Origin of the sequence: Natrinema sp. LN54 (genome assembly GCF_052439245.1) — an archaeon.
Taxonomy (GTDB): Archaea; Halobacteriota; Halobacteria; order Halobacteriales; family Natrialbaceae; genus Natrinema; species Natrinema versiforme_A.
In genome coordinates this window covers 41,814-60,293 of record NZ_JBQVRP010000001.1, presented here as the reverse complement: position 1 = coordinate 60,293, position 18,480 = coordinate 41,814, and the positions used below count along the sequence as shown (strand labels likewise).

16 protein-coding genes are annotated in these 18,480 nt (G+C 66.7%); 6 read left to right on the top strand and 10 right to left on the bottom strand.

Annotated elements, in window-relative coordinates; genetic code table 11:
- From ACT4ML_RS00265 to ACT4ML_RS00250, 4 genes are all read right to left on the bottom strand, one after another.
- Positions 1-735, bottom strand: a complete 735-nt coding sequence (locus tag ACT4ML_RS00265; RefSeq protein WP_444719069.1) for a hypothetical protein — start codon at positions 733-735, stop codon at positions 1-3.
- 87 nt (positions 736-822) lie between these two features.
- On the bottom strand, positions 823-1,605 hold the full coding sequence (locus tag ACT4ML_RS00260; RefSeq protein ID WP_444719068.1) for a YihY/virulence factor BrkB family protein: 783 nt from the start codon (positions 1,603-1,605) through the stop codon (positions 823-825).
- A gap of 168 nt (positions 1,606-1,773) precedes the next feature.
- Positions 1,774-2,523, bottom strand: coding sequence for a CAP domain-containing protein (locus tag ACT4ML_RS00255; RefSeq protein ID WP_444719067.1), 750 nt, complete (start codon positions 2,521-2,523; stop codon positions 1,774-1,776).
- A 114-nt stretch (positions 2,524-2,637) separates the two neighbouring features.
- Positions 2,638-2,955, bottom strand: a complete 318-nt coding sequence (locus ACT4ML_RS00250; RefSeq protein ID WP_444719066.1) for a lycopene cyclase domain-containing protein — start codon at positions 2,953-2,955, stop codon at positions 2,638-2,640.
- 105 nt (positions 2,956-3,060) lie between these two features.
- On the opposite strand from ACT4ML_RS00250, the gene ACT4ML_RS00245 reads away from it, so the two are divergent.
- On the top strand, positions 3,061-4,218 hold the full coding sequence (locus ACT4ML_RS00245; RefSeq protein WP_444719065.1) for a CBS domain-containing protein: 1,158 nt from the start codon (positions 3,061-3,063) through the stop codon (positions 4,216-4,218).
- Positions 4,219-4,354: 136 nt separating this feature from the next.
- Here ACT4ML_RS00245 and radB read toward each other — a convergent pair whose 3' ends face one another.
- On the bottom strand, positions 4,355-5,119 hold the full coding sequence (radB, locus tag ACT4ML_RS00240; RefSeq protein WP_138246724.1) for a DNA repair and recombination protein RadB: 765 nt from the start codon (positions 5,117-5,119) through the stop codon (positions 4,355-4,357).
- 160 nt (positions 5,120-5,279) lie between these two features.
- Here radB and ACT4ML_RS00235 point away from each other — a divergent pair, with 160 nt between their 5' ends.
- Entirely contained in the window at positions 5,280-6,083 is an 804-nt protein-coding gene (locus ACT4ML_RS00235) for a hypothetical protein (RefSeq protein ID WP_444719064.1), read from the top strand.
- A gap of 15 nt (positions 6,084-6,098) precedes the next feature.
- Here the strand turns inward: ACT4ML_RS00235 and glmS are convergent, their stop codons facing one another.
- From glmS to ACT4ML_RS00220, 3 genes are all read right to left on the bottom strand, one after another.
- A complete protein-coding gene (glmS, locus tag ACT4ML_RS00230) occupies positions 6,099-7,895 on the bottom strand; it encodes a glutamine--fructose-6-phosphate transaminase (isomerizing) (RefSeq protein ID WP_444719063.1) in 1,797 nt (598 codons plus the stop codon).
- A complete protein-coding gene (locus ACT4ML_RS00225) occupies positions 7,895-9,079 on the bottom strand; it encodes a sugar phosphate nucleotidyltransferase (RefSeq protein WP_444719062.1) in 1,185 nt (394 codons plus the stop codon). The genes glmS and ACT4ML_RS00225 overlap by 1 nt, the downstream gene beginning before the upstream one ends.
- A gap of 116 nt (positions 9,080-9,195) precedes the next feature.
- Positions 9,196-10,305, bottom strand: a complete 1,110-nt coding sequence (locus ACT4ML_RS00220) for a DUF1616 domain-containing protein (protein WP_444719061.1) — start codon at positions 10,303-10,305, stop codon at positions 9,196-9,198.
- 317 nt (positions 10,306-10,622) lie between these two features.
- Here ACT4ML_RS00220 and ACT4ML_RS00215 point away from each other — a divergent pair, with 317 nt between their 5' ends.
- Together ACT4ML_RS00215 and ACT4ML_RS00210 are read left to right on the top strand one after the other, a co-directional pair.
- Positions 10,623-11,645, top strand: a complete 1,023-nt coding sequence (locus ACT4ML_RS00215) for a lipid II:glycine glycyltransferase FemX (RefSeq protein ID WP_444719060.1) — start codon at positions 10,623-10,625, stop codon at positions 11,643-11,645.
- Positions 11,646-12,030: 385 nt separating this feature from the next.
- On the top strand, positions 12,031-12,885 hold the full coding sequence (locus ACT4ML_RS00210; RefSeq protein WP_444719059.1) for a hypothetical protein: 855 nt from the start codon (positions 12,031-12,033) through the stop codon (positions 12,883-12,885).
- Between the two features lie 15 nt (positions 12,886-12,900).
- Here ACT4ML_RS00210 and ACT4ML_RS00205 read toward each other — a convergent pair whose 3' ends face one another.
- Positions 12,901-13,179, bottom strand: a complete 279-nt coding sequence (locus ACT4ML_RS00205) for a hypothetical protein (RefSeq protein ID WP_444719058.1) — start codon at positions 13,177-13,179, stop codon at positions 12,901-12,903.
- Between the two features lie 249 nt (positions 13,180-13,428).
- On the opposite strand from ACT4ML_RS00205, the gene ACT4ML_RS00200 reads away from it, so the two are divergent.
- Together ACT4ML_RS00200 and ACT4ML_RS00195 are read left to right on the top strand one after the other, a co-directional pair.
- Positions 13,429-14,631: a carboxylate--amine ligase gene (locus ACT4ML_RS00200; protein ID WP_444719057.1), complete on the top strand. Its 1,203-nt coding sequence runs from the start codon at positions 13,429-13,431 to the stop codon at positions 14,629-14,631.
- A 262-nt stretch (positions 14,632-14,893) separates the two neighbouring features.
- A complete protein-coding gene (locus ACT4ML_RS00195; protein ID WP_444719056.1) occupies positions 14,894-16,354 on the top strand; it encodes an oligosaccharide flippase family protein in 1,461 nt (486 codons plus the stop codon).
- A 25-nt stretch (positions 16,355-16,379) separates the two neighbouring features.
- Here the strand turns inward: ACT4ML_RS00195 and ACT4ML_RS00190 are convergent, their stop codons facing one another.
- Positions 16,380-18,200 carry a hypothetical protein gene (locus tag ACT4ML_RS00190; protein WP_444719055.1) on the bottom strand — a complete coding sequence of 607 codons (1,821 nt, stop codon included), beginning with the start codon at positions 18,198-18,200 and terminating at the stop codon, positions 16,380-16,382.
- Positions 18,201-18,480: the final 280 nt, after the last annotated feature.

Below are 18,480 nucleotides of genomic sequence, written 5' to 3'. Positions count from 1 at the left end.
TTACCGCGAGAAGAAACCCTTGATTTTGCCGAGCAGTCCGGGAGAATCGTCCTCGTCGTCCTCCGTTGCGGGTCCGTCGTCGGGGTCGACCGACCCGGCGAGCGGGCCGGCGTCGTCGGCCACGTCCGCACCGTTGGCTCCGCCGGCCCCTGTCGTCTCGAGGTCGTCCATCGAGAGGTCGACGTCGTCGATCTCGGGGGTCGACTCGCGGCCCTCGCCGGCTTCGGCCGCGCGGACGTCCGCGCCGGTGACGTCGCCCTGCTCGACGCGGGCGGCGAGGTCCTCGGGCGACTCGTCGGCGATATCGTCCGGGAGGGAGGCCGCAGCCGAGTCGACTGCGGACGGCTCGGGGTCGCTCTCGGCGCTCTCAGTGCTCTCGTCGCTCGAGCCAGGTTCGTCGAAACTGGCCTCGGCACTGTCCGTCGATTCGGTGTCGCTCGAGGCCGAGGCCGAGGCCGAGGTCGGGGACGGGGATTCGTCGGCGCCGGTATCGGGATCGGCCTCGGCGGTGGTCGTAGTCACCGTCTCGGTCGCGCTCGAGCCGGTCGATACCGAGGTGGCCGACGCCGATTTCGTCGAGTCCAGCGAGTCGAGGATGTCGTCGACGCTCTCCTCGGAGACGACCCGTTGGGGACCGCCGTTGGGCTCGAGGGCGTCGCCCGAATCGGCCTCGTTCGTCTCGTCCGCCGCACCGTTTTCGTCGGTCGCGGCGGCGGTGGATCGGTCGTCGCTCATGGTGGTGGTCTGTCGCTGCCGGGGACATAATCTTTCCCCTGTGAAGAGGGTTCAGGAAACGAGGGAGACGGCGGTCACAGCGGCGGCCTATTCCGCGATCGAGGGCCGCGCACGAACGACGTTGAGCACGGCGCCGACGAGGATGATGATGCCGGCGAAGTAGAGCCACGTGACGAACAGGAGGACGGCACCGACGGCCCCGTAGGCCTCGTATTGGGCGGCGTTCGCCGCGTAGAGCTGGAAGCCGAGCTGGAGGATCGTCCAGCCGACGGCGGCGAAGACCGCGCCCGGGAGGATCTCGCCGAGGTCGACCGGGACGGGCGGGAGGACGTAATAGATCGGGAGGAAGACGAGGACGAGCCCAGCGAGCAGGACGAGCCAGCCGAGCACGCCGGCGAACGGGACGGTGTCGGCGACGGTCCTGAGTGCGGCACCGATCCCGAGCATCAGCACGAGCGCGCCCGCACCCGCGACGATCACGGTGAGTCCGTCCCTGATCTGATCGACGAGCGAGTCCTCGGCGACCTCGTCGTAGACCTTGTCGAACGCGAGGCTCAGCCCGCGAAAGACCTTGAGCGCACCCCACGTGGCGACGCCGAGCGCGACGACGGTCGCCTCTGCGCGCCCGGATTCGGTCGTCAGCGCCTCGGTGACGAGGTCCTCGCCCGACGCCGGGAGGAAGTCGCCGGCGGCGGTGATGAGGCGCTGGGCGGCCTGCTCGCCGCCGAGCAGCGAGCCGACGACGAGCGCGAGCAGGACCAGCGGAATCAGCGACACGAACGCGTAGTAGGCGAACCCGGCCGCGAGAAAGGTCAGGTCGCGGTCGCTCGCCGTCCGATAGATCGCAGTGAGTGTCTCCGGGATTTCCATACGATTCGTACGACCGTCGGGGCCAATAACGTGTAAGTCGTTCGCAGTTCCTGCGGCCCGCCCGTGACGGCGATTTCCGCCGCGTCTGTCACCGCTCGAGACTGACTGGTCGCCGAGCGGTCGCGGATCGCGATGACAATGGCGATGGCGAGCGCCGCGCGACGACGGCTACCACTCGCGACAGAAGTTCTGGCCGGCGTAGACCGAGCCGTCGTCGGCGATGTAGACGCCGACGCCCGCTCGGTCCCAGCGGGGCGTCTCGCCCTCCTCGAGGATCGCCTCCCGGTGGTCCGTCGAGTTCATCCACTGGTTGACCAGCCCGGTCGCGAGTCCCTCGGCGGTCTGATATCGAACGGGGCCGCCCTCCCCGGGTCGTTCGACGCGCCGGTCGACCCACGTCATGGCGATGTTCTCACCGTACCCCTGACAGTAACTGTCGACGTCGCGGAACCGATCGTAGGGTCCCTCCCCGTCGGGGTTCGTGTGCGCGAAGTAGTCGCGCTGAGCCATGTCGTCACTGTGTGCGCGCGAGACGGACGCGATCGTCCCGTCCCACGCGAGGGGCTCGAGGCCGTGGTCGGCCCGCCGCTCGTTGATCTCGGCGTGGACGAAGTCCTCGACGGTGGGGGAGCGGACCGTCTCGATGTCGGTCTCGTAGCTCGAGTTGCCGGGGTCGTCCGGATCGGTCACGCTGGGATCGCGTTCGCCGGCCGGCGGCGGGTCGGAACTGGGCGAGGGTCGGTCCCCGAGACCCAGATCGAGGCCGTCGATGAGCTGGGGCGCGAACAGCGCGGTGCCGAGCGCGAGCGAACAGATGAGGAGGAGCGAGACGAGGACGTTGAGCAGGCCCCGGAGCAGTGCGCGGTCGCCGCTCCCGTCCGTCTCAGTCGACGCCGTCTCGGATCGCCGGCCGTCCATCGAGTCGAACGACCAGACAGCGACACAAGACTGTCGCGGTCAGTTACAGTCAGTGAGACGTGAGTGTTGCAGTGGAAACAGGTGCGCAGTTGCCGTCGAGTTGGCTCGTCACCGTCACCGACTCGGTGGCCCGTCGCGGTCGCCGAAAATGGTCTCGTGGAAGCCGATGACGAGGCCGGGAACGACCGCCATGAAGAGGTGTTCCTCGAGCGGGATGCCGGCGACCTCGACTCCGGTTCGGAGTTTGATGTCGAAGACGCCGACCGCGAGGGTGTACCGGTCCCAGACGTAGGCGACTGGGTACAGCGCGAGGATGGTCACTGCCGCCTTCCGAAGGGCGTTCGCGCGGGACAACAGCAGGGCTGCGACGGTTCCCCAGACGACCTCCGTCACGAGGTACGTGTAGCGACCGAAGACACTGATATCGAGCATCGGGCCAGGTTCAACGGCCGGTGCAAAAATCCCCCGGGCCGATCCTCCTTGGATAAAACGGGCAGTACGTTAAATACCTCTGCGTCAGTATGTTCCCCTAGAAGGATGAATATCGCTGATATCGCCACCACGGAGTTCATCGAAGTCGACGTCGGCACACGCATGGGGAAGGTCCGTTCGATGTTCGAGGACGGCAACCCCAAGGGAATCATCGTCACCGACGACGGGGAGTACGAGGGCGTCATCAGCGAGCGGGAGGTCCTCCAGTCCCACGTCGAGGACGACGCCAAGGTGGCGGCGCTCACCAAACCGAGCCGGAGCACGCCGTCGCCCAAGGTCGACCGGCAGGAGGACGTCCGGGAGACCGCACGCGTCCTCGTCGAGAGCAACGCCAAGGTCGCCCCGGTCTTCGAGAACGGCAACCTCTGGGGCGTCATCACCGACGACGCCATCCTCGAGGCCGTCCTCGAGAACCTGGACGCGCTGACCGTCGAGGACATCTACACCGCCGATCCGGTCACGCTCACCGAGGACGACGGGATCGGCAAGGCGATCAATCTCCTGCGCGAGCACGGGATCTCCCGGCTGCCGATTCTCAACGAGAACGGCTACCTCTCGGGGGTCGTGACGACCCACGACATCGCCGACTTCGTCATCCGGGAGAACCACACGACGACGACCGGCGACCGAGTCGGTGACACCCAGCGCCTGCTCGACGTGCCGGTCTACGATATCATGTCGAGCCCCGTCGAGACGACGACCCTCGACACGACCGCCGAGGAGGCCGTCGAATCGATGCTCGACGACGATTACGCGGGGCTGATGGTCACGCCGGCCGACGACGACCGCATCGTCATCGGCGTCATCACCAAGACGGACGTGCTGCGCGCGCTGACGTTCACCGAGGAAGAGCACATGGACGTCCAGATCACGAACATCTCGATGCTCGACACCATCACTCGAGAGGGTATCGTCGAGAACATCGAGGAGGTCGTCGACAAGTACCAGGACATGCAGGTGATGCACGCACACGTTCGATTCAAAGAACACCAAGAGCGACTCCGCGGCACCCCGCTCGTGCAGTGTCAGATCCGCCTGCGAACGAACAAGGATCAGGTCGCCGGCACCGGCGAAGGCTACGGCTCCGAGAACGCCTTCCGCGTCGCGCTGGACAAACTCGAGCGCAACGTCTTGGAACTCAAGGGCGTCACCAGCGACGAGGAGTACCGCGGCCAGCTCCTCCGGAAGCTGAACCAGCTGTAGCCGCACTGCCGTAGACGGCCGCCGTCGTCGACGCCACGCTCTCCCGATTATTTTCGACCGCCGAACGGAATGCGGACCCGGGCAATCGACAGCGATACGACACGATACGCGTACCGGGGTGATCGAAACTACGGATTCAGGATCGGACCGTCTCGTCTTCGCCCTCGAGGCCGGTGTCGGTGATCCGGAACTGGGCCGATTGGCCGGCGGGCTTCGAGCGGTGTTTCTCCAGCGTCGCGCGCCGTTTGCCGCCGCGGAAACGCTCGAGGCGGAGGACGGTCCCGGTCCAGTGCTCTAACGTGTTGCCGCCGAGTCCCTTGGTGCGATCCGAGTCGGGGTCCGAAAAGACCTGATTCGTCAGGACGACCGCCAGATCGTGTTTCCGGGCCAGCGAGAGCAGGTGCGTTACCTGCCGGGTGACGCTTCGCAGCGCCTCTCCCTCGTCGCCGTCGGCGGTGCGCTCGAGCCGGTAGAAGCCGGTCGCGCTGTCCAGGACGATCAGTTCCGCGCGCTCGGCGAACTCCTCGGCGTCGCGGACGGCCTCGGCCTGCTCGTCGAAGTCCAGTGCGTCCTCGATGACGATTCGCGAGGCGACGGCTTCGATGTCGTCGGCTGCGTCTGCGTCTCGAGTGCCGTCGGTTCGCGGCGACTGCGTCTCGACGGTGGCCTCGAGCAGCTGCTGGAAGCGGTCGACCGAGACCCCCTCGGTGTCGATGTAGACGGCGGTGCCGCCGTCGACGGCCGTTTGGACGGCCGCCGACAGCGCCAGATTCGTCTTTCCGGCGGCCGGCGGCCCGTATAACTGCGTGACGGTGCCGCGTTCGAACCCCCCACCGAGCAACTCGTCGACCGGGCCGCAGCCGGTTGGAATCGCCTCGTCGGTCACGGTTCGAGTTGGCAGGGTACGCGCAAAAAGGCCCCGGAACGGGCCCGCGCTCGCGTTCGGGTCGCGCAGCGAGAGTGGGTCGCTGCTCGGAATCGGTCGGGAAACGCACAGTCGGGAGCGTCGGCGGAGCCGGCAGTTCGCGTACGTTTATTCGTCGCGGGGGCGAAGCCCGGCTGTGATCGTCGTCGCTACGGCAGACTTCGAGGTGTACCACGGCGTCGTCAACGAACTCCGCGACCGCGGGACGGTGTTTACGACCATCGAGCCCGACGAGGAGCTGCCGGAGCAGACCACTATCGTCGTCACCGGGGCGGAGCACGCCGACGCGTTCGCGGACGTGCCGACGATCGTCGCCGAACCCGACCACCCTCGGCGGGCGGTCGATCAGGCGCTGGCCGCGGTCCGCGGCGACGGCGGCCGAACGATCATCGGCGTCGATCCGGGGAAGAAACCCGGCATCGCCGTCCTCACCGGCGAGACCATCGTCGCGACCTTTCAGGTGCCCCTCGGCGACGCCGTCGACGTGATCCAGCGCGAGGCCGCCGAGGCACCGTCGCCGGTCGTCCGGATCGGCGACGGCTCCCGCCTCGAGAGCGCGAAACTGGTCAACGAACTCGACACCGTCCACGTCGAACTCGTCGACGAGACGGGGACGACGCCCTATCTCGGAACGGGCTCGAGGGGGATGGGTGACGTGCTCGCCGCGGTCAACATCGCCCGGCTCGAGGGGGAGGTGGTCGACGCCCGCGAGATCGAGCCCACGGAGGGCGAGATTCAGGTGATCAAGGACCGCTCGCGCGAACGGAGCGAGCGCAATCGGGCGATCGACGAGGTCCTCGCCCGCCGCGTCGCGTCCGGGGAGTTGACCATCGACGAAGCGCTTTCGGAGCACCGGAACGGCTCCGATGGGGATGGGAGTAGCGACGAAGACGGCAGCGGCGACGACCCGAGAGACGGCGACAGCGACGGAGACGAGTAAGACCGGTTCCGGCGCTCACTCGACCGTCACGCTCTTCGCGAGGTTTCTGGGCTTGTCGATCGATCGACCGAGTCGGTTCGCGACCCAGTACGACAGCAGTTGGAGCTGTACGTTCGCCAGTATCGGCATCAACTGCGGTCGGGTCTCGGGGATACGCAAGCGGTCGTCGACGTGGTGTTCGACCGCGTCCGCCGAGTCCGTCACCGCGATCACCGGCGCGTTGCGGGATTCGGCCTCCTTGACGTTCCCGATCATTTTCTCCCGTTTCGACGAGCCGCTGATGATCGCGAAGACCGGCGTCCGCTCGGACACCAGCGCCAGCGGCCCGTGTTTCAACTCGCCGGCGGGGAACCCCTCGGCGTGTTTGTACGTGATCTCCTTCATCTTCAGCGCGCCCTCGAGGGCCACCGGCGCGCCGTAGCCGCGACCGATGAAGAAGTACGCGTCCGACTCCACGTAGTCGCGGGCGACCGCCTTCGCGCGCGACCGGTCCAAGATCGACTGTATCTGGTCCGGCAACGCCCGAAGCGCCTCGACGAACCCGCGAGAACACTCGCCGGTGAGCGCGCTCGAGAGCATCGCCAGCGCGGCCTGCTGGGAGGCGAACGTCTTCGTCGCGGCGACGCTGATCTCCGGGCCGGCGCGGATGTACATCGCGTGGTCAGCCTCGCGCGACGCCGAACTCCCGACGACGTTGGTCACTGCAAGCGTCTCGGCACCCCAGCGGTTCGCGTCCCGGAGCGCCCCGAGCGTATCGGCCGTCTCGCCGCTCTGGGTGACCGCGATCACCAGCGTGTCGTCGCCGATGGGAATCGCGTCGGCGTCGTACTCGCTCGCGTGGAAGGCCGACGCCGTGATGCCGCGGTCGCGAAAGAGCCGCGCGGCGTAGAGCGACGCGTGGTACGACGTTCCGCAGGCCACGAGTTGGATCCGCGCCGGCGGACTGAGGTCGTCGATTTCGTCGATCGACACGGAGCGGTCGATCTCGTCGATGCGCTCGCGGAGACAGTTGCGAATCGCCCGCGGCTGTTCGTTGATCTCCTTTCGCATGTAGTGGTCGTAGCCGCTCTTGCCGGCCTCCTCCGGGTCCCACTCGACGGTCTGTACCGGCATGTCCACGAGCGCCCCGGACTCGTCGGTGATCTCGACGCCCGACGGCCGAATCGTCGCGAACTGTCCGTCTCGCAGGTAGACGACCCGATCCGTGTGCTCGAGAAACGCCGGCACGTCGCTCGCGAGGTGATAGCCGTCGTCGCCGATGCCGAGGACGAGCGGCGACCGGTGGCGCGCGGCGAGGACCCCCTCGGTGCCGGAACAGACCGCCGCGACGGCGAAACTCCCCTCGAGCCGATCTACCGCGCGCCGAAACGCCGTCTCGATGTCGGCCCCCTGTTCGAGCGACGTCTCGATCAGGTGCGGGACGACCTCGGTGTCGGTCTCGCTGTCGAACTCGTGGCCCGCGGCCTCGAGTTCTTCGCGGAGGTCGCGGTAGTTCTCGATGATCCCGTTGTGAACGACGGCGACGGAGCCGTCGCAGTCGGTGTGGGGGTGTGCGTTCTCGTCGGTCGGCGGCCCGTGGGTCGACCAGCGGGTGTGGCCGATCCCGGCCCGTCCGTCGACGGACCCGTCCGGTACCGCCGCCTCGAGTTCCGACAGTTCGCCGTTTCGCTTGTACACGGAGACCGACGAATCGGCGATGGCGACACCCGCCGAGTCGTACCCCCGGTACTCCAGCCCCGAGAGGCCGTCCAGCAGCACGTCGAGGATGTCGGGGTCCGTCTGTGCGGGCGTGTAGCCGATGATGCCACACATCAGGACCGCACCTCCGTTCCCTCGGGGATCGTTCCGCGGACGGTCGTCCCCGGGTGGACGTCCACGTCGGGGCCGACGATCGATCCGGGAACGTACGTGACGCCGCCGCCGTCGCGGGCCCGATCGGCTAAGAGCGCGCCGAGGGACTCGTCCTCGAAGATGCGGTCCCCGACGCGGACGTCGCCGGGGCCCCCGGAGACTGTCGATCCAGCGCCGATCGTCACGCCGATGCCGGTGATGCACTCGACCGCCGTCGCGTTGGCTCCGAGGCGCGTGTCGGCGTCGATGACGCTCTCTTCGACGACCGCGTTCGTGCCGACGGTTGCATTTTCGCCGAGACAGACGTAGGGACCGACGACGGCACCCGGTCCGATGACGCAGTCGCGGTCGATGACGACGGGTTCTCGAATCACCGCCGACGCGTGCACGCTCACGCCGCGGTGATCGTCCAGCGGTCGGTCCCCGTCGACGATTCCCGCATCGAAGAGTTCGAACGAAACGTCGAGCAGGTCCCACGGATAGGTCGCGTCGGCCCAGATCCCCTCGGAGACCACCCCGCGGACGATTTCGCCGGAATCGACGAGTGCCGATAGTCCGTCCACCAAGTGGTGCTCGCCGGCAGTCGGTTCCACTGCTCGAACGGCATCGAACACCGCCGGCTCGGCGACGTAGACACCGGCGTTGAGGTAGTAGTCTCGGTCGTCGTGCGGGTTTTCGACGATGTTCGTCACGTGCCCGTCCTCGAGGGTGACGCCGCCGTAGGCTTCGACGGACGAGCGCTGTAACAGCCCGAGCGTCGCGGCCGAATCGGACTCGTGGCCCGCGATCGTCTCCCGGATAATGCGGCTATCGACGATCTGATCGCCGTTGATCACGAGGCAGGACCCGTCGACGGCGGATTCGGCCGCGAGCAGGGCGTGGCCGGTTCCGAGTTGGTTCTCCTGCGTGACGTACGTGAGCGGAACGTTCCGGTACGTCGGCCCGAAATACGACTGGACGCGGTCGCACCGGTAGCCGACGACGACGACGATTTCGTCGATGCCGGCGTCGACGAGCTGATCGAAGACGTGCTCGAGAATCGGCTTCGTGGCGGCGGGAAGCATCGGTTTCGGCCGGTTCCGTGTCAGGGGGCGAAGCCGGGTGCCCTCCCCGGCCGCGAGGACGATAGCAGTATAATCGAGCATACGGCTGCTCGTTACCGAGCCCCACGTTTTGAGACCCCAGACAGTCTCACCAAGCCAATAACAGAAATAACGTGGAACATTATCGCCGTCGCAACCACAGCGGGAGAAACAGTTTCTTATCCGGCAACGGATTCCGTGGCATTGCCCGCGTCCGACCCGTCGGACAGCGCGAGATGGACGTGTCCGTCCGCGTTCGAGACGGACGGTTCGTCCGGGGGATCGCCCGGATAGAGCAGCCAGACGACCCGAACGTCCTCGCCCGTCATCGTCGGCTCGAGGTCGTAGTCGACCTCGGCGGTTTCACCGGCATCGACGCGTACGTCGCGCCGGTCGAGTTCTCGTTGGGCCGCGATCATCGTGTCCGTTTCGTCCGACGCAATCTCCTGTTCCGCGACGATCACGGTGTAGTTCACGGACTGGCCCTCGCGGTTCTCGATGCCGACGGTGAGCGCGGCGCTGTCGCCCGGTTCGAGGTCGGTCGGATAGCTATCGGCCTCGAATTCGTCCTCCGAGAGGAGATAAATCGCCGAATAGTCGTCGTCCTGCGGGAGCACCGTGGCGGCGTAGCCGACGCTGCCGGCCGCGAGTAACACTGCCGCGATCAACAGTCCGTTCAGCGCCGCGTCCGCGCGGCTGTCGGGGCCGCGTATCGCAGTCCGTCCCCTCGCCAGCCACGACCGGTAGGGGACTCGAAAGCGGTCCGGTTCCGGGACGGCCAGCCGACGGACGGTGGCGACGACCGTCGCGATCACCGTCCCGACCGTGAGTGCGACCACGAACGGGGCCGGTCGAATCCCCCACGGCGTCAACTCGAGCGAGACGGCGACGAACGGAGCGACCACGAGACTCGTCCCGACCGCGTAGGCGACGCGCTCGATGCCGTCGATCCGTGCGGGCCACGGCGCGTTCCACACGCGAGGATCGAGTCGGGCACCGTCGGATCGGTCCCCGCGTTCCGCGTCCGGCGGCTCGCGGTGGGGGTCCTCGGGGTCTCCCTCGGCCCGGCACGGCCCTCGTTCGGGAAAGAGGGCGGAAACGAGCGCGTATCCCGGGACGAAGAGGACGAACGCGATCCCCACCGGGACCCGGAGGGGCGTCTCTCGAACGACCGGCGCGAATACGACGCCGTTTGCGAGTATCGTCACCGCGACGGCGGCGGTGAGATCCGCCGGCAGTGCGCGGATCGTCCGAAGCCGCGAGCGCGTCGGTGAACGAACATCGGCCATTGCCGATGGCATTTCAGCCGCCGTCTAAAACAGTCGTGTTCGTTTCGACGGATAACCCGATATACCGGACGAATACGGACGTATTACTGACTCCCAGCGACGGCCGACGGCAGTCGGAACGGCTCGGCGATACGGGCTCGCTCGTCGGGCGCGACATCGGCGATCAGTTCGCGACCGCTCCGGACGAACGGGCCGCCCGGCTCCGGCCACTCTCTCTCGTTTTCACAGGGGATACTGGGTGTTAACCGAGAGACGAGCACCTACTCTTTTGGGCGGCTGTGCCGTCGATAGCGTATCCGTTCCGGTGATCCGCTCGCATGTCCCTCGACGTTCGGAAACATAGCAGTATCGAACCGGTGAACCGAAACCAGTGGAATCAGGTCGTGACCCAATCGGATCAGGGAAGCGTGTTTCACCGCTACGAGTGGCTTCGGGCGATCGAGGACGGGACGTCGCTCGAGCCGAGACATCTCCACGTCTCGAAAAAGGGGAATCCGATCGCGATCTTACCGAACTTCGTCCATCGGGTTGGCTCGACCCCGATACGGCGTCTCGTCTCCGTTTCCCCCGGCTCGGGCGGGCCGGTCGCGATGACCGACGAGGAGGCGGCCGTCGAACGGTTGGTCGAGGGGGTTTCCCACCTCTGTTCCGGACTGGTCGCCTTCAACCAGCTGCGAATGACCTACCCGGAGTCGGTTCGATACCACGACTTCCTGAAGGAACGGGGGTACCGGCTGACGGTCCGGCGGTGTCGGTTCACGCTCGATCTCACCCGCCAGTGGGACCGGCTCAGTTCCGAGATGCACAGTTCGCGCCGGCGGGCGATCGAGCAGGGACACGATCAGGAGTACGAGATCGTCGACGAGGACCTCAGCGAGCCCACGTTATCCGAGTTCTACGACAACTTCTCGTCGGTGATGGACCGCGTCGAGGGCGACGGCCTCCCGCGGTCGTTCTTTCGCGCGCTCGGCGAGTTCCCCGAGCGGGTGACGGTGTTCTCCCTCCGCGTCGACGGGGACAGGCGCGGCATGATCATGGTCCTGTTGGACGACGGTCGGTCGACTCTCCACTACCAGTTTTCCGGGATCACGGAGGACCACTTCGAGTACAACGCGTCGGAACTCCTCCACGAGCACGCGATCAAGTGGGGGATCGAAAACGGATACGAGACCTACGACTTCCGCGGGACGGACCCGGACTTCAGGGACGGCCTCTTCCGCTTTAAGGAGCGGTTCGGCGGGAAAGCGAAACCGATGCTCTGGTGGGAACGCGGTCATCCGACGCCGGCGCTACCGGCGTTGAACGCCGGTCGAACCATCTATCGACGGTACACGTCCTGACGTCACCGGCACCGCTGGTAGCCACTGAAACGAGTTCCACACTGATCGCTGGCCGGCGGTGCGATCAGGTGCGCATTGACTTTCAGTGGCGACGATATCGCTTCCGCCGCCATCACCCACCGTAGACACCGTCGGATGGATCCGCCCCTGGGTTAACCGGATCTTTCGCGACCGTGACCATCACTGGTTTCAAACCCGCATCGCCCGTCGTGGGCGGTATGTTTTCGCCGACAGCCGATCGACCGCTCTCCGTCGGCAGCGGCCGCCGTCCCCATCGATCGGCCGCTTCGACGCCGCCGGTGGCCGACCGCTGCATCGATTTCTCGCTTCCCCGTCGACGCGCGGTCCCTCGAGCAACAACAGGGCCGTCACGCTCGCGTGGCACATGAGCGCGGACAACACCAAGAACAGGGCCACAGCGACGGAGACGGCGACCGAACACGGCGACGACGCCGGAGGGGACGATCGGAGCAGCGGTCCGGACCGCGAGGAACGACCTCGATACCGCCCCCGCGACGGACGCTCGCTCGAGTCCCGGTATCGGCGGACGATGCTCGGCTCGCTCGCACTCGGCGCCCTCGCCGCCCTCGGTGGGTTCGCCGTTCCCGACGCGCGCCGGATTCTCTTCGCGTTCGCCGGAACGGGACTGTTCGGCGGGCTGCTCGCCTACTCCCTGTCGCCGACCGCTGTCGTCCCCGCAGCGGTCACCGACCGCGTCTCGACGGCGACCGCCGAGAATCAACGCGCGGTCGCCGACGCAGTCGGCGGAAGCCGTGACCCGGTCTACGTCCCGCACGACGGCGCGGTCCCGGCGCGGCTCCACCTCTCCGGACCCGTCGATTCGACCCGGTCCGGAGACGCGCTCGCTCGAGGCGGAGACGAGACCGGGACGACCCTCGAGCCCTCGGGCGGTCGACTCTTCTGCGATTTCGAACGCGAGTTACACGAGGAACTCGGGAGCGCGCCGCGGCCGCTCGCCGCCCAGCTCGCGGCGGGTCTCGTGGACCTGTTCGAACTCGCGCGGGCAGTCGAGCCGTCCGAGGTCGGAGACGGCTCTCTCACGCTCACCGTCTCCGGCAGCGTCCTCGGCGATCTCGACCGGTTCGATCACCCCGTCGCCTCGTTTCTCGCGGTTGGCTTCGCGACCGGACTCGATCGACCGGTCCGCCTCGAGGTCGCGCCGGGGTCCGACGAGACGGAGTGGCTGGTCACGTGTCGGTGGCCGCCTCAGGGAGAGTGACGGCTCGAGGGATCCTCACGGAAGCGGACCGACCGACAGGATGTCGGTGAGACGGAGGACGACGACGACCGCGTAGCCGAGGAGACCGAGCGCCGCGAGCCGTCGGAGCCGCGAGCGCCACGGGAGGGCCACGAGCCGCGACGTCGAGAGCTCCGTGACGACCACCAGTCCGAGCAGCGATACTCCGAAAAACAGGCCGTAGGAGAGCGAGTCCAGTACGGCGAGCGAGAGCGCCGTCGCTCCCATCACCGCGATCTGCCACCGAACGATTCGGAACCGGCGGTGAGTCGTCATCGGCCGTAGACAGGACGACCGGACTCGTAAAGCCACCTCTCGGTCGGGACAGATGGTCATGAGTAATGGTATCTTTCGGACGGATACCGCACTCGGTCACGCAGCAGGCGTCGACTCGGCGGTCCGCGAGCGATCGCGAGCGGGTAGCTGCCCGCCGCTCTAAATGTCATGTAAATGATCATTTTCGCCGCCGGGACGGACGGACCGCTTTTACCGAGGGTGAGCAGATAGTGGGATCGATAACGCCCTATGGTCGACCGAACCGACGCTCAGGCGTCAGTGCTCATTCCGACGGGGTTCGCTCCGGGCGGGTACTCGTGTGTCCGGTCGCTCGCTCGGCGCGGCGTTCGAACCGTCGTCGCGTCGGAGCACAGGGACGTTCCGGCCGGCGCGTCCCGATTCTGTGACGAACGGCTCCGTATCCCGGCACCTCGAGACGACCTGCTCGCCTACAGGGACGCACTGAAACGGATCGCGGCGCGGCCGGGGATCGAGACGATCGTCCCGATGCGACCGCAGGACACCTATCTGTTCGCGAAGTATCGCGAGGCGTTCGATCGACACGTCTCGCTCGTCGTCCCGCCGTTCGAGACGCTCGCGACCGTTCACGACCGAATCGCGCTCTTCGAGGCCGCGTCGGAAGCGGGGGTTCCGGTTCCGGAAACCGGCCGCCTCGACGAGTTCGCCGACGGGCGGACGGAGTACATCGTCAAATCTCGGTACAACCTCCTCGCCAGCGAGTACGTACCGTCGTACTCGCCGACCGAATCCGGCTTCGCGGACGGAATACGACACGTCGAGCCCGGCAGCGAACCCGACATCGCCGCGCTCACCGCGGAGATGGAGCACGTGCCGATCGGCCAAGAGCGCATCCGCTCGGAGACGCAGTACGTCTTCGGTGCGCTCTACGACCGCGGCGAGCCGGTGACCACGTTTCAGCACAGACAGATTCGCGGCAACTCCTACGCCAGCGGCGGCGGCGTCTATCGGGAGTCGATGTACGATCCCGAACTCGAGTCGGTCGGGAGGCGGCTGTTGGATTACCTCGAGTGGCACGGCCTCGCGTGCGCGGAGTACGCGAAAGACAGCGAGACGGGCGAGTACAAACTGCTCGAGATCAACCCCCGAATGTGGCAGTCGCTCCCGTGTGCCGTCCGCGCCGGCGCGGACTTTCCGTACGATTACTGGTGTCTCGCCACGGGTCGACCGGAGTCGATCGATCCCCGCTACGACGTCGGCGTCAAGAGCCATTTCCTGTATGGAGAACTGAACCACCTCCTCAGCGTGCTTCGCGACGAATCGAGCATGGCGGCCCGACCGGAGTTTACGACGCGGACGTGGGAGATACTCAAATCGTTCTGCCTCGCGCCCCACTTCGACGAGTTCAGACTCGACGATCCGGTTCCGTTCGCTTGCGGGCTCTGTCACCTCCTCAGAACCAGACTGCGGTAGCGGGCTCGTCGGAGTCCGGTCGTCACACTCGCCGCCAAGTTATTAGTGCGTGTCCGGCGGAGGACTGTCGATACATGAACCAGCAGACGACTCACGGTCGGAAGCCGACGGTCGATCGCTGCGAGTATCGATCGCGCGACCTCGAGCACGCGACCCCCTAATCGATGGGGGGAAACGGGTTCGAAGCGCCCGCGGTTTCGAGAACCGCGCCTCGTCGATTCCGTCGAGTCGCACACCGGGATTCCCTCGGCACGCTCCCGCCATGGTGAGCCGATTGCTCTCCAACGTGCTCTCCGATTTCGGCGGGAGAGTCGTCCACGTCATCAGCACCGGCGTATTACTCATATTCCTGACCCGAACGCTGGGACCGGAGTTGTACGGGCTGCTCGCGCTGGCGATATCCATCTTCGCGACCGCGCGATTTTTCAGCGAATCCGGCCTCCCGCGCTCTGCGGCGCGATACATCGCGCAGTTCAAGGAGGACGACCCGGGGACGGCGTTCAGGACCGTCCTCGAGTCCTGGAAGCTACTCGCCGTCGCCGCGGCCGTCGTCTCGCTCGCGCTCGCCGCCCTCTCCGAACCGGTGGCGACGCACCTCGACGAACCGGCGCTCGCACCGCTGCTCGTCGTCGGGTCCGGGTACGTCTTCTTCTATTCGATCCACACCCACCACCGGTTCGTGATGCAGGGGTTCGAGGCGATCGCCGCCAGCGCGAAGGTCCACTCGCTCGAGGGCGCCTGCACGCTCGTCTTCGTCGTGGGACTCGTCCTGTACGATCCGACGCCGCTGTCGGCCGTCACCGGCTACGTACTCGGGTACGCGGTCGCCGCCGTCGCCGGGTTCGTCGTCGTCTACCGGCTGACGAGGGGTATCGATGCGTCCGACTCGAGTCGGGGAACAGTCCGGGCCAAGATCCTCACATACAACGTCCCGATGAGCGTGACGCGGCTCTCCGACGAGGTCGATCAGGAACTGGACACCGTTCTGGTCGGCTTCTTTACCAATCCGACGCAGGTCGCCTTCTACACGCTCGGGAAACAGATCAGTCAGTTCACGCGGGTGCCGGCGGCCTCGATCGGGTTCGCGCTGTCGCCGACCTACGGGTCCGAGCAGGCGAGCGGGCAACTCGAGCAGGCGACCGAGGTCTATCAGGAGAGCCTCTCGAAGACGCTGATCCTCTACGTCCCCGCGGTGGCGGGAATTCTCGCCATCGCCGACGTCGCGATTCCGACGATCTTCGGCGAGGGGTACGCCGACGGGGTGCTCGTCGTCCGGGTACTGGCGCTGTTCGTCCTGTTCGAGGCCTTGGAACAGATCTCCGGTCCTGCGCTGGATTACCTCGGCAGAGCGCGGTCGCGGGCGGTTCTCAAGTCCGTCACGTCGTTCGGCAACCTCGGGTTGAATCTCGTCCTGATCCCGCTCTACGGGGCGGCCGGAGCCGCCGCGGCGACGGTCGTCACCTTCGGGCTCTACGCGGTCTGCTCCGTCGCGATCGTCTACACGGAACTTCCCTTCGATCCCCGGCGGGTCGGGATCAGCCTCTCGAAGGTGGCGGGGATCTCGCTGGTGATGGGGGCCAGCGTCTACGGGCTCACGGACGCGCTCACGGGGTACGCCTCGCTGGTGCTCGGCGTCGGCGTCGGCGTGGCGATCTGGCTACTCGCCTGCCACCTCTTCGGGCTCCTCGATTTCCGGCGGCTCCTCGTCCAGCTCAGAGGGTGAGCGACGATCGGCGCGAGCCAGTCGTTTACGCGTAGTACGACACCGAGCCCGAATCGTAGACCCGGTGGCGGTCGTTTAGCTCCTCCCGCGGGAACTCGGACTCGGGGACGTACTCCCTGAACTGTAACGGCCGCCGCTCGAGTTCGCCCTCGCGGACGACGACGCCGTCGTACCCCGCGAACAGGTCCTCGTCCGCGGCGTTGGCGATCGTACACGTCGACGACCGGACCTCGGTCAGATAGCGGCAGGTGACTCGGTCGGCACCGATCTCGCCGGCGCGTCGCTCGTCGATCGCTTCGAAGGACGCCCGCTCCTGCTCGGTGAGGTAGTACGTATAGAACGGGCGTTCGACCATCGGGTTGTCCGTGGCGACGAAGTCGTTCGAGACGGCCGCGACGGAGAAACAAGAGACGACGAGGAGCAAGACGACGAAGGCCTTGAACCCGCCCCGGCGCAACAGTTGGTGGAGCCCGACGGCCCCGGTGAGCGCCACGAGCATGAAGCTGTAATGCTCGAACCGACCGACGTTCACGCCGACCAGCGAGTCCAACAGGAGCGTCGGCCCCGGGAAGACCAGCGGGATCAGTACGACGGTCAGCACGCCGACCGCGACGAACGTCGTGTCGTGGGTCCGCGTCGACCGGAGCCAGAACAGGAACCCGAGCAAGACGAATCCCAAGAGGAACGCGTACGGGACGTAATTGGCGAGTTCGACCCACGGCGCAGTGAGCACGCTCGAGGGGGCGGACTCCCCGCCGGAGCCGGCGAAACTCGTGACGATCGCGTCCGCGATTCGCGCGACGAGAAACTCCGCGCGGTAGAGCCAGTACGTGGTCGTGACGAGGGCCGCCGACGCGAGGAGGAACCCGTCGACGATCCGGGCTCGACGGCCGAGGAGCCGCTCCGCGACGAACAACACGCCGAGGATGACCAGCACGAACGGGATCGAGACGGGGTGATAGACCACGATTCCGAGGAGGAAGAGCAGGGTCAGCGCCCGCGTCCGGGCCGATGGCGGCGTCACGGCCGCGAGCAGCAGTCCGAGGAAGAGCACGGACGTGATGCTCCGGGGGATCGAATACATCCCGTAGAAGATGTACATCGGGACGGAGATCAGGAGGAGACACGATAGCAGCCCGACCCGCTCGTTGGGGTACACTCGGCGGGCGAAGGAGTACATCATCGGCACGCCGGCGCCGAAGGTGAGCCCGGAGAGCAGATACATCGTGGCGTGGGGCGAGACCCAGTCGCCGAACACCTGCGACGTGGCCCCCGCGAGGGCGTGCCAGAGGACGAACGGCTCGTACGACGCGGGCTGTGACGGCGTCGACCCCGTTTCGACGACGAAATTCGTCATCGAGATGTGGGTCGACAGATCGGTTCGACCGACGAAGAAGTCGTAGTTGAGCGTCACGCTGAAGATTACGAGCAACAGCGCGACCGCGACGTGATAGAGGACGATCGTCCGGCTCGTACTCTCGTCAGTCGAGACGGCGAGCAGGAAACACGTCGTGTACAGCGCCCCGACGCCGAGGAAGAACACCGTGGGACGAACCTCGGAACTGGCGACGAGGAGTACGAGCGCGCTCAGGATGACGTGGAAGACGATCGAGAGGAATCGCCAGTCAACGGCCCCGAGGGAGCCGAGCTGGGTGTGGCGGGCGATTCGGTCGGTGCCGACTCGACGGACGACGAGCGGCGAGGCGACCATCGGAATCGCGACGTACAGCCCCAGAACGGCGAGATTCGACAGCCCGAGCCAGAGCGGCACGGCGAGCCCGATCACCGCCACGATCGGCAGCGCGACCATCGCGCCGACGGAGAGGGCGACAAGTCGCCGACTCATCGGACCCCCTCGAGCGGACGGGTGATCGCCGGGTCGCGACGGCTCGAGCGGGCGACACACCGGTCGTTTCGTCCGGGCAGCGCTGCAGTTGCTGTCGTCGCGGTCACGAGTGGCTCCCCGCTACGCGAACCAGTCCGGAAAAGCTATCCCCCGTTGTTCGCGCGTTCGTGAACGTTACTGCCCGTCTCTCTCGAGGTGACCGATCCCGCCGAACTGGAGCGACCCGTCGGGTTCGCACCGTGGGCTATCCTCGCCCATAGTGTCATCGTATTTTCGTATT

What these genes read in the sequence shown, in the direction of transcription:
- ACT4ML_RS00265 (WP_444719069.1), bottom strand. Translation starts at nt 735, where the DNA reads ATGAGCGACGACCGATCCACCGCCGCCGCGACCGACGAAAACGGTGCG.
- ACT4ML_RS00260 (WP_444719068.1), bottom strand. Translation starts at nt 1,605, where the DNA reads ATGGAAATCCCGGAGACACTCACTGCGATCTATCGGACGGCGAGCGAC.
- ACT4ML_RS00255 (WP_444719067.1), bottom strand. Translation starts at nt 2,523, where the DNA reads ATGGACGGCCGGCGATCCGAGACGGCGTCGACTGAGACGGACGGGAGC.
- ACT4ML_RS00250 (WP_444719066.1), bottom strand. Translation starts at nt 2,955, where the DNA reads ATGCTCGATATCAGTGTCTTCGGTCGCTACACGTACCTCGTGACGGAG.
- ACT4ML_RS00245 (WP_444719065.1), top strand. Translation starts at nt 3,061, where the DNA reads ATGAATATCGCTGATATCGCCACCACGGAGTTCATCGAAGTCGACGTC.
- glmS (WP_444719063.1), bottom strand. Translation starts at nt 7,895, where the DNA reads ATGTGTGGCATCATCGGCTACACGCCCGCACAGACGGACCCCGACATC.
- ACT4ML_RS00225 (WP_444719062.1), bottom strand. Translation starts at nt 9,079, where the DNA reads ATGCTCGATTATACTGCTATCGTCCTCGCGGCCGGGGAGGGCACCCGG.
- ACT4ML_RS00220 (WP_444719061.1), bottom strand. Translation starts at nt 10,305, where the DNA reads ATGGCCGATGTTCGTTCACCGACGCGCTCGCGGCTTCGGACGATCCGC.
- ACT4ML_RS00215 (WP_444719060.1), top strand. Translation starts at nt 10,623, where the DNA reads ATGTCCCTCGACGTTCGGAAACATAGCAGTATCGAACCGGTGAACCGA.
- ACT4ML_RS00210 (WP_444719059.1), top strand. Translation starts at nt 12,031, where the DNA reads ATGAGCGCGGACAACACCAAGAACAGGGCCACAGCGACGGAGACGGCG.
- ACT4ML_RS00205 (WP_444719058.1), bottom strand. Translation starts at nt 13,179, where the DNA reads ATGACGACTCACCGCCGGTTCCGAATCGTTCGGTGGCAGATCGCGGTG.
- ACT4ML_RS00200 (WP_444719057.1), top strand. Translation starts at nt 13,429, where the DNA reads ATGGTCGACCGAACCGACGCTCAGGCGTCAGTGCTCATTCCGACGGGG.
- ACT4ML_RS00195 (WP_444719056.1), top strand. Translation starts at nt 14,894, where the DNA reads ATGGTGAGCCGATTGCTCTCCAACGTGCTCTCCGATTTCGGCGGGAGA.
- ACT4ML_RS00190 (WP_444719055.1), bottom strand. Translation starts at nt 18,200, where the DNA reads ATGAGTCGGCGACTTGTCGCCCTCTCCGTCGGCGCGATGGTCGCGCTG.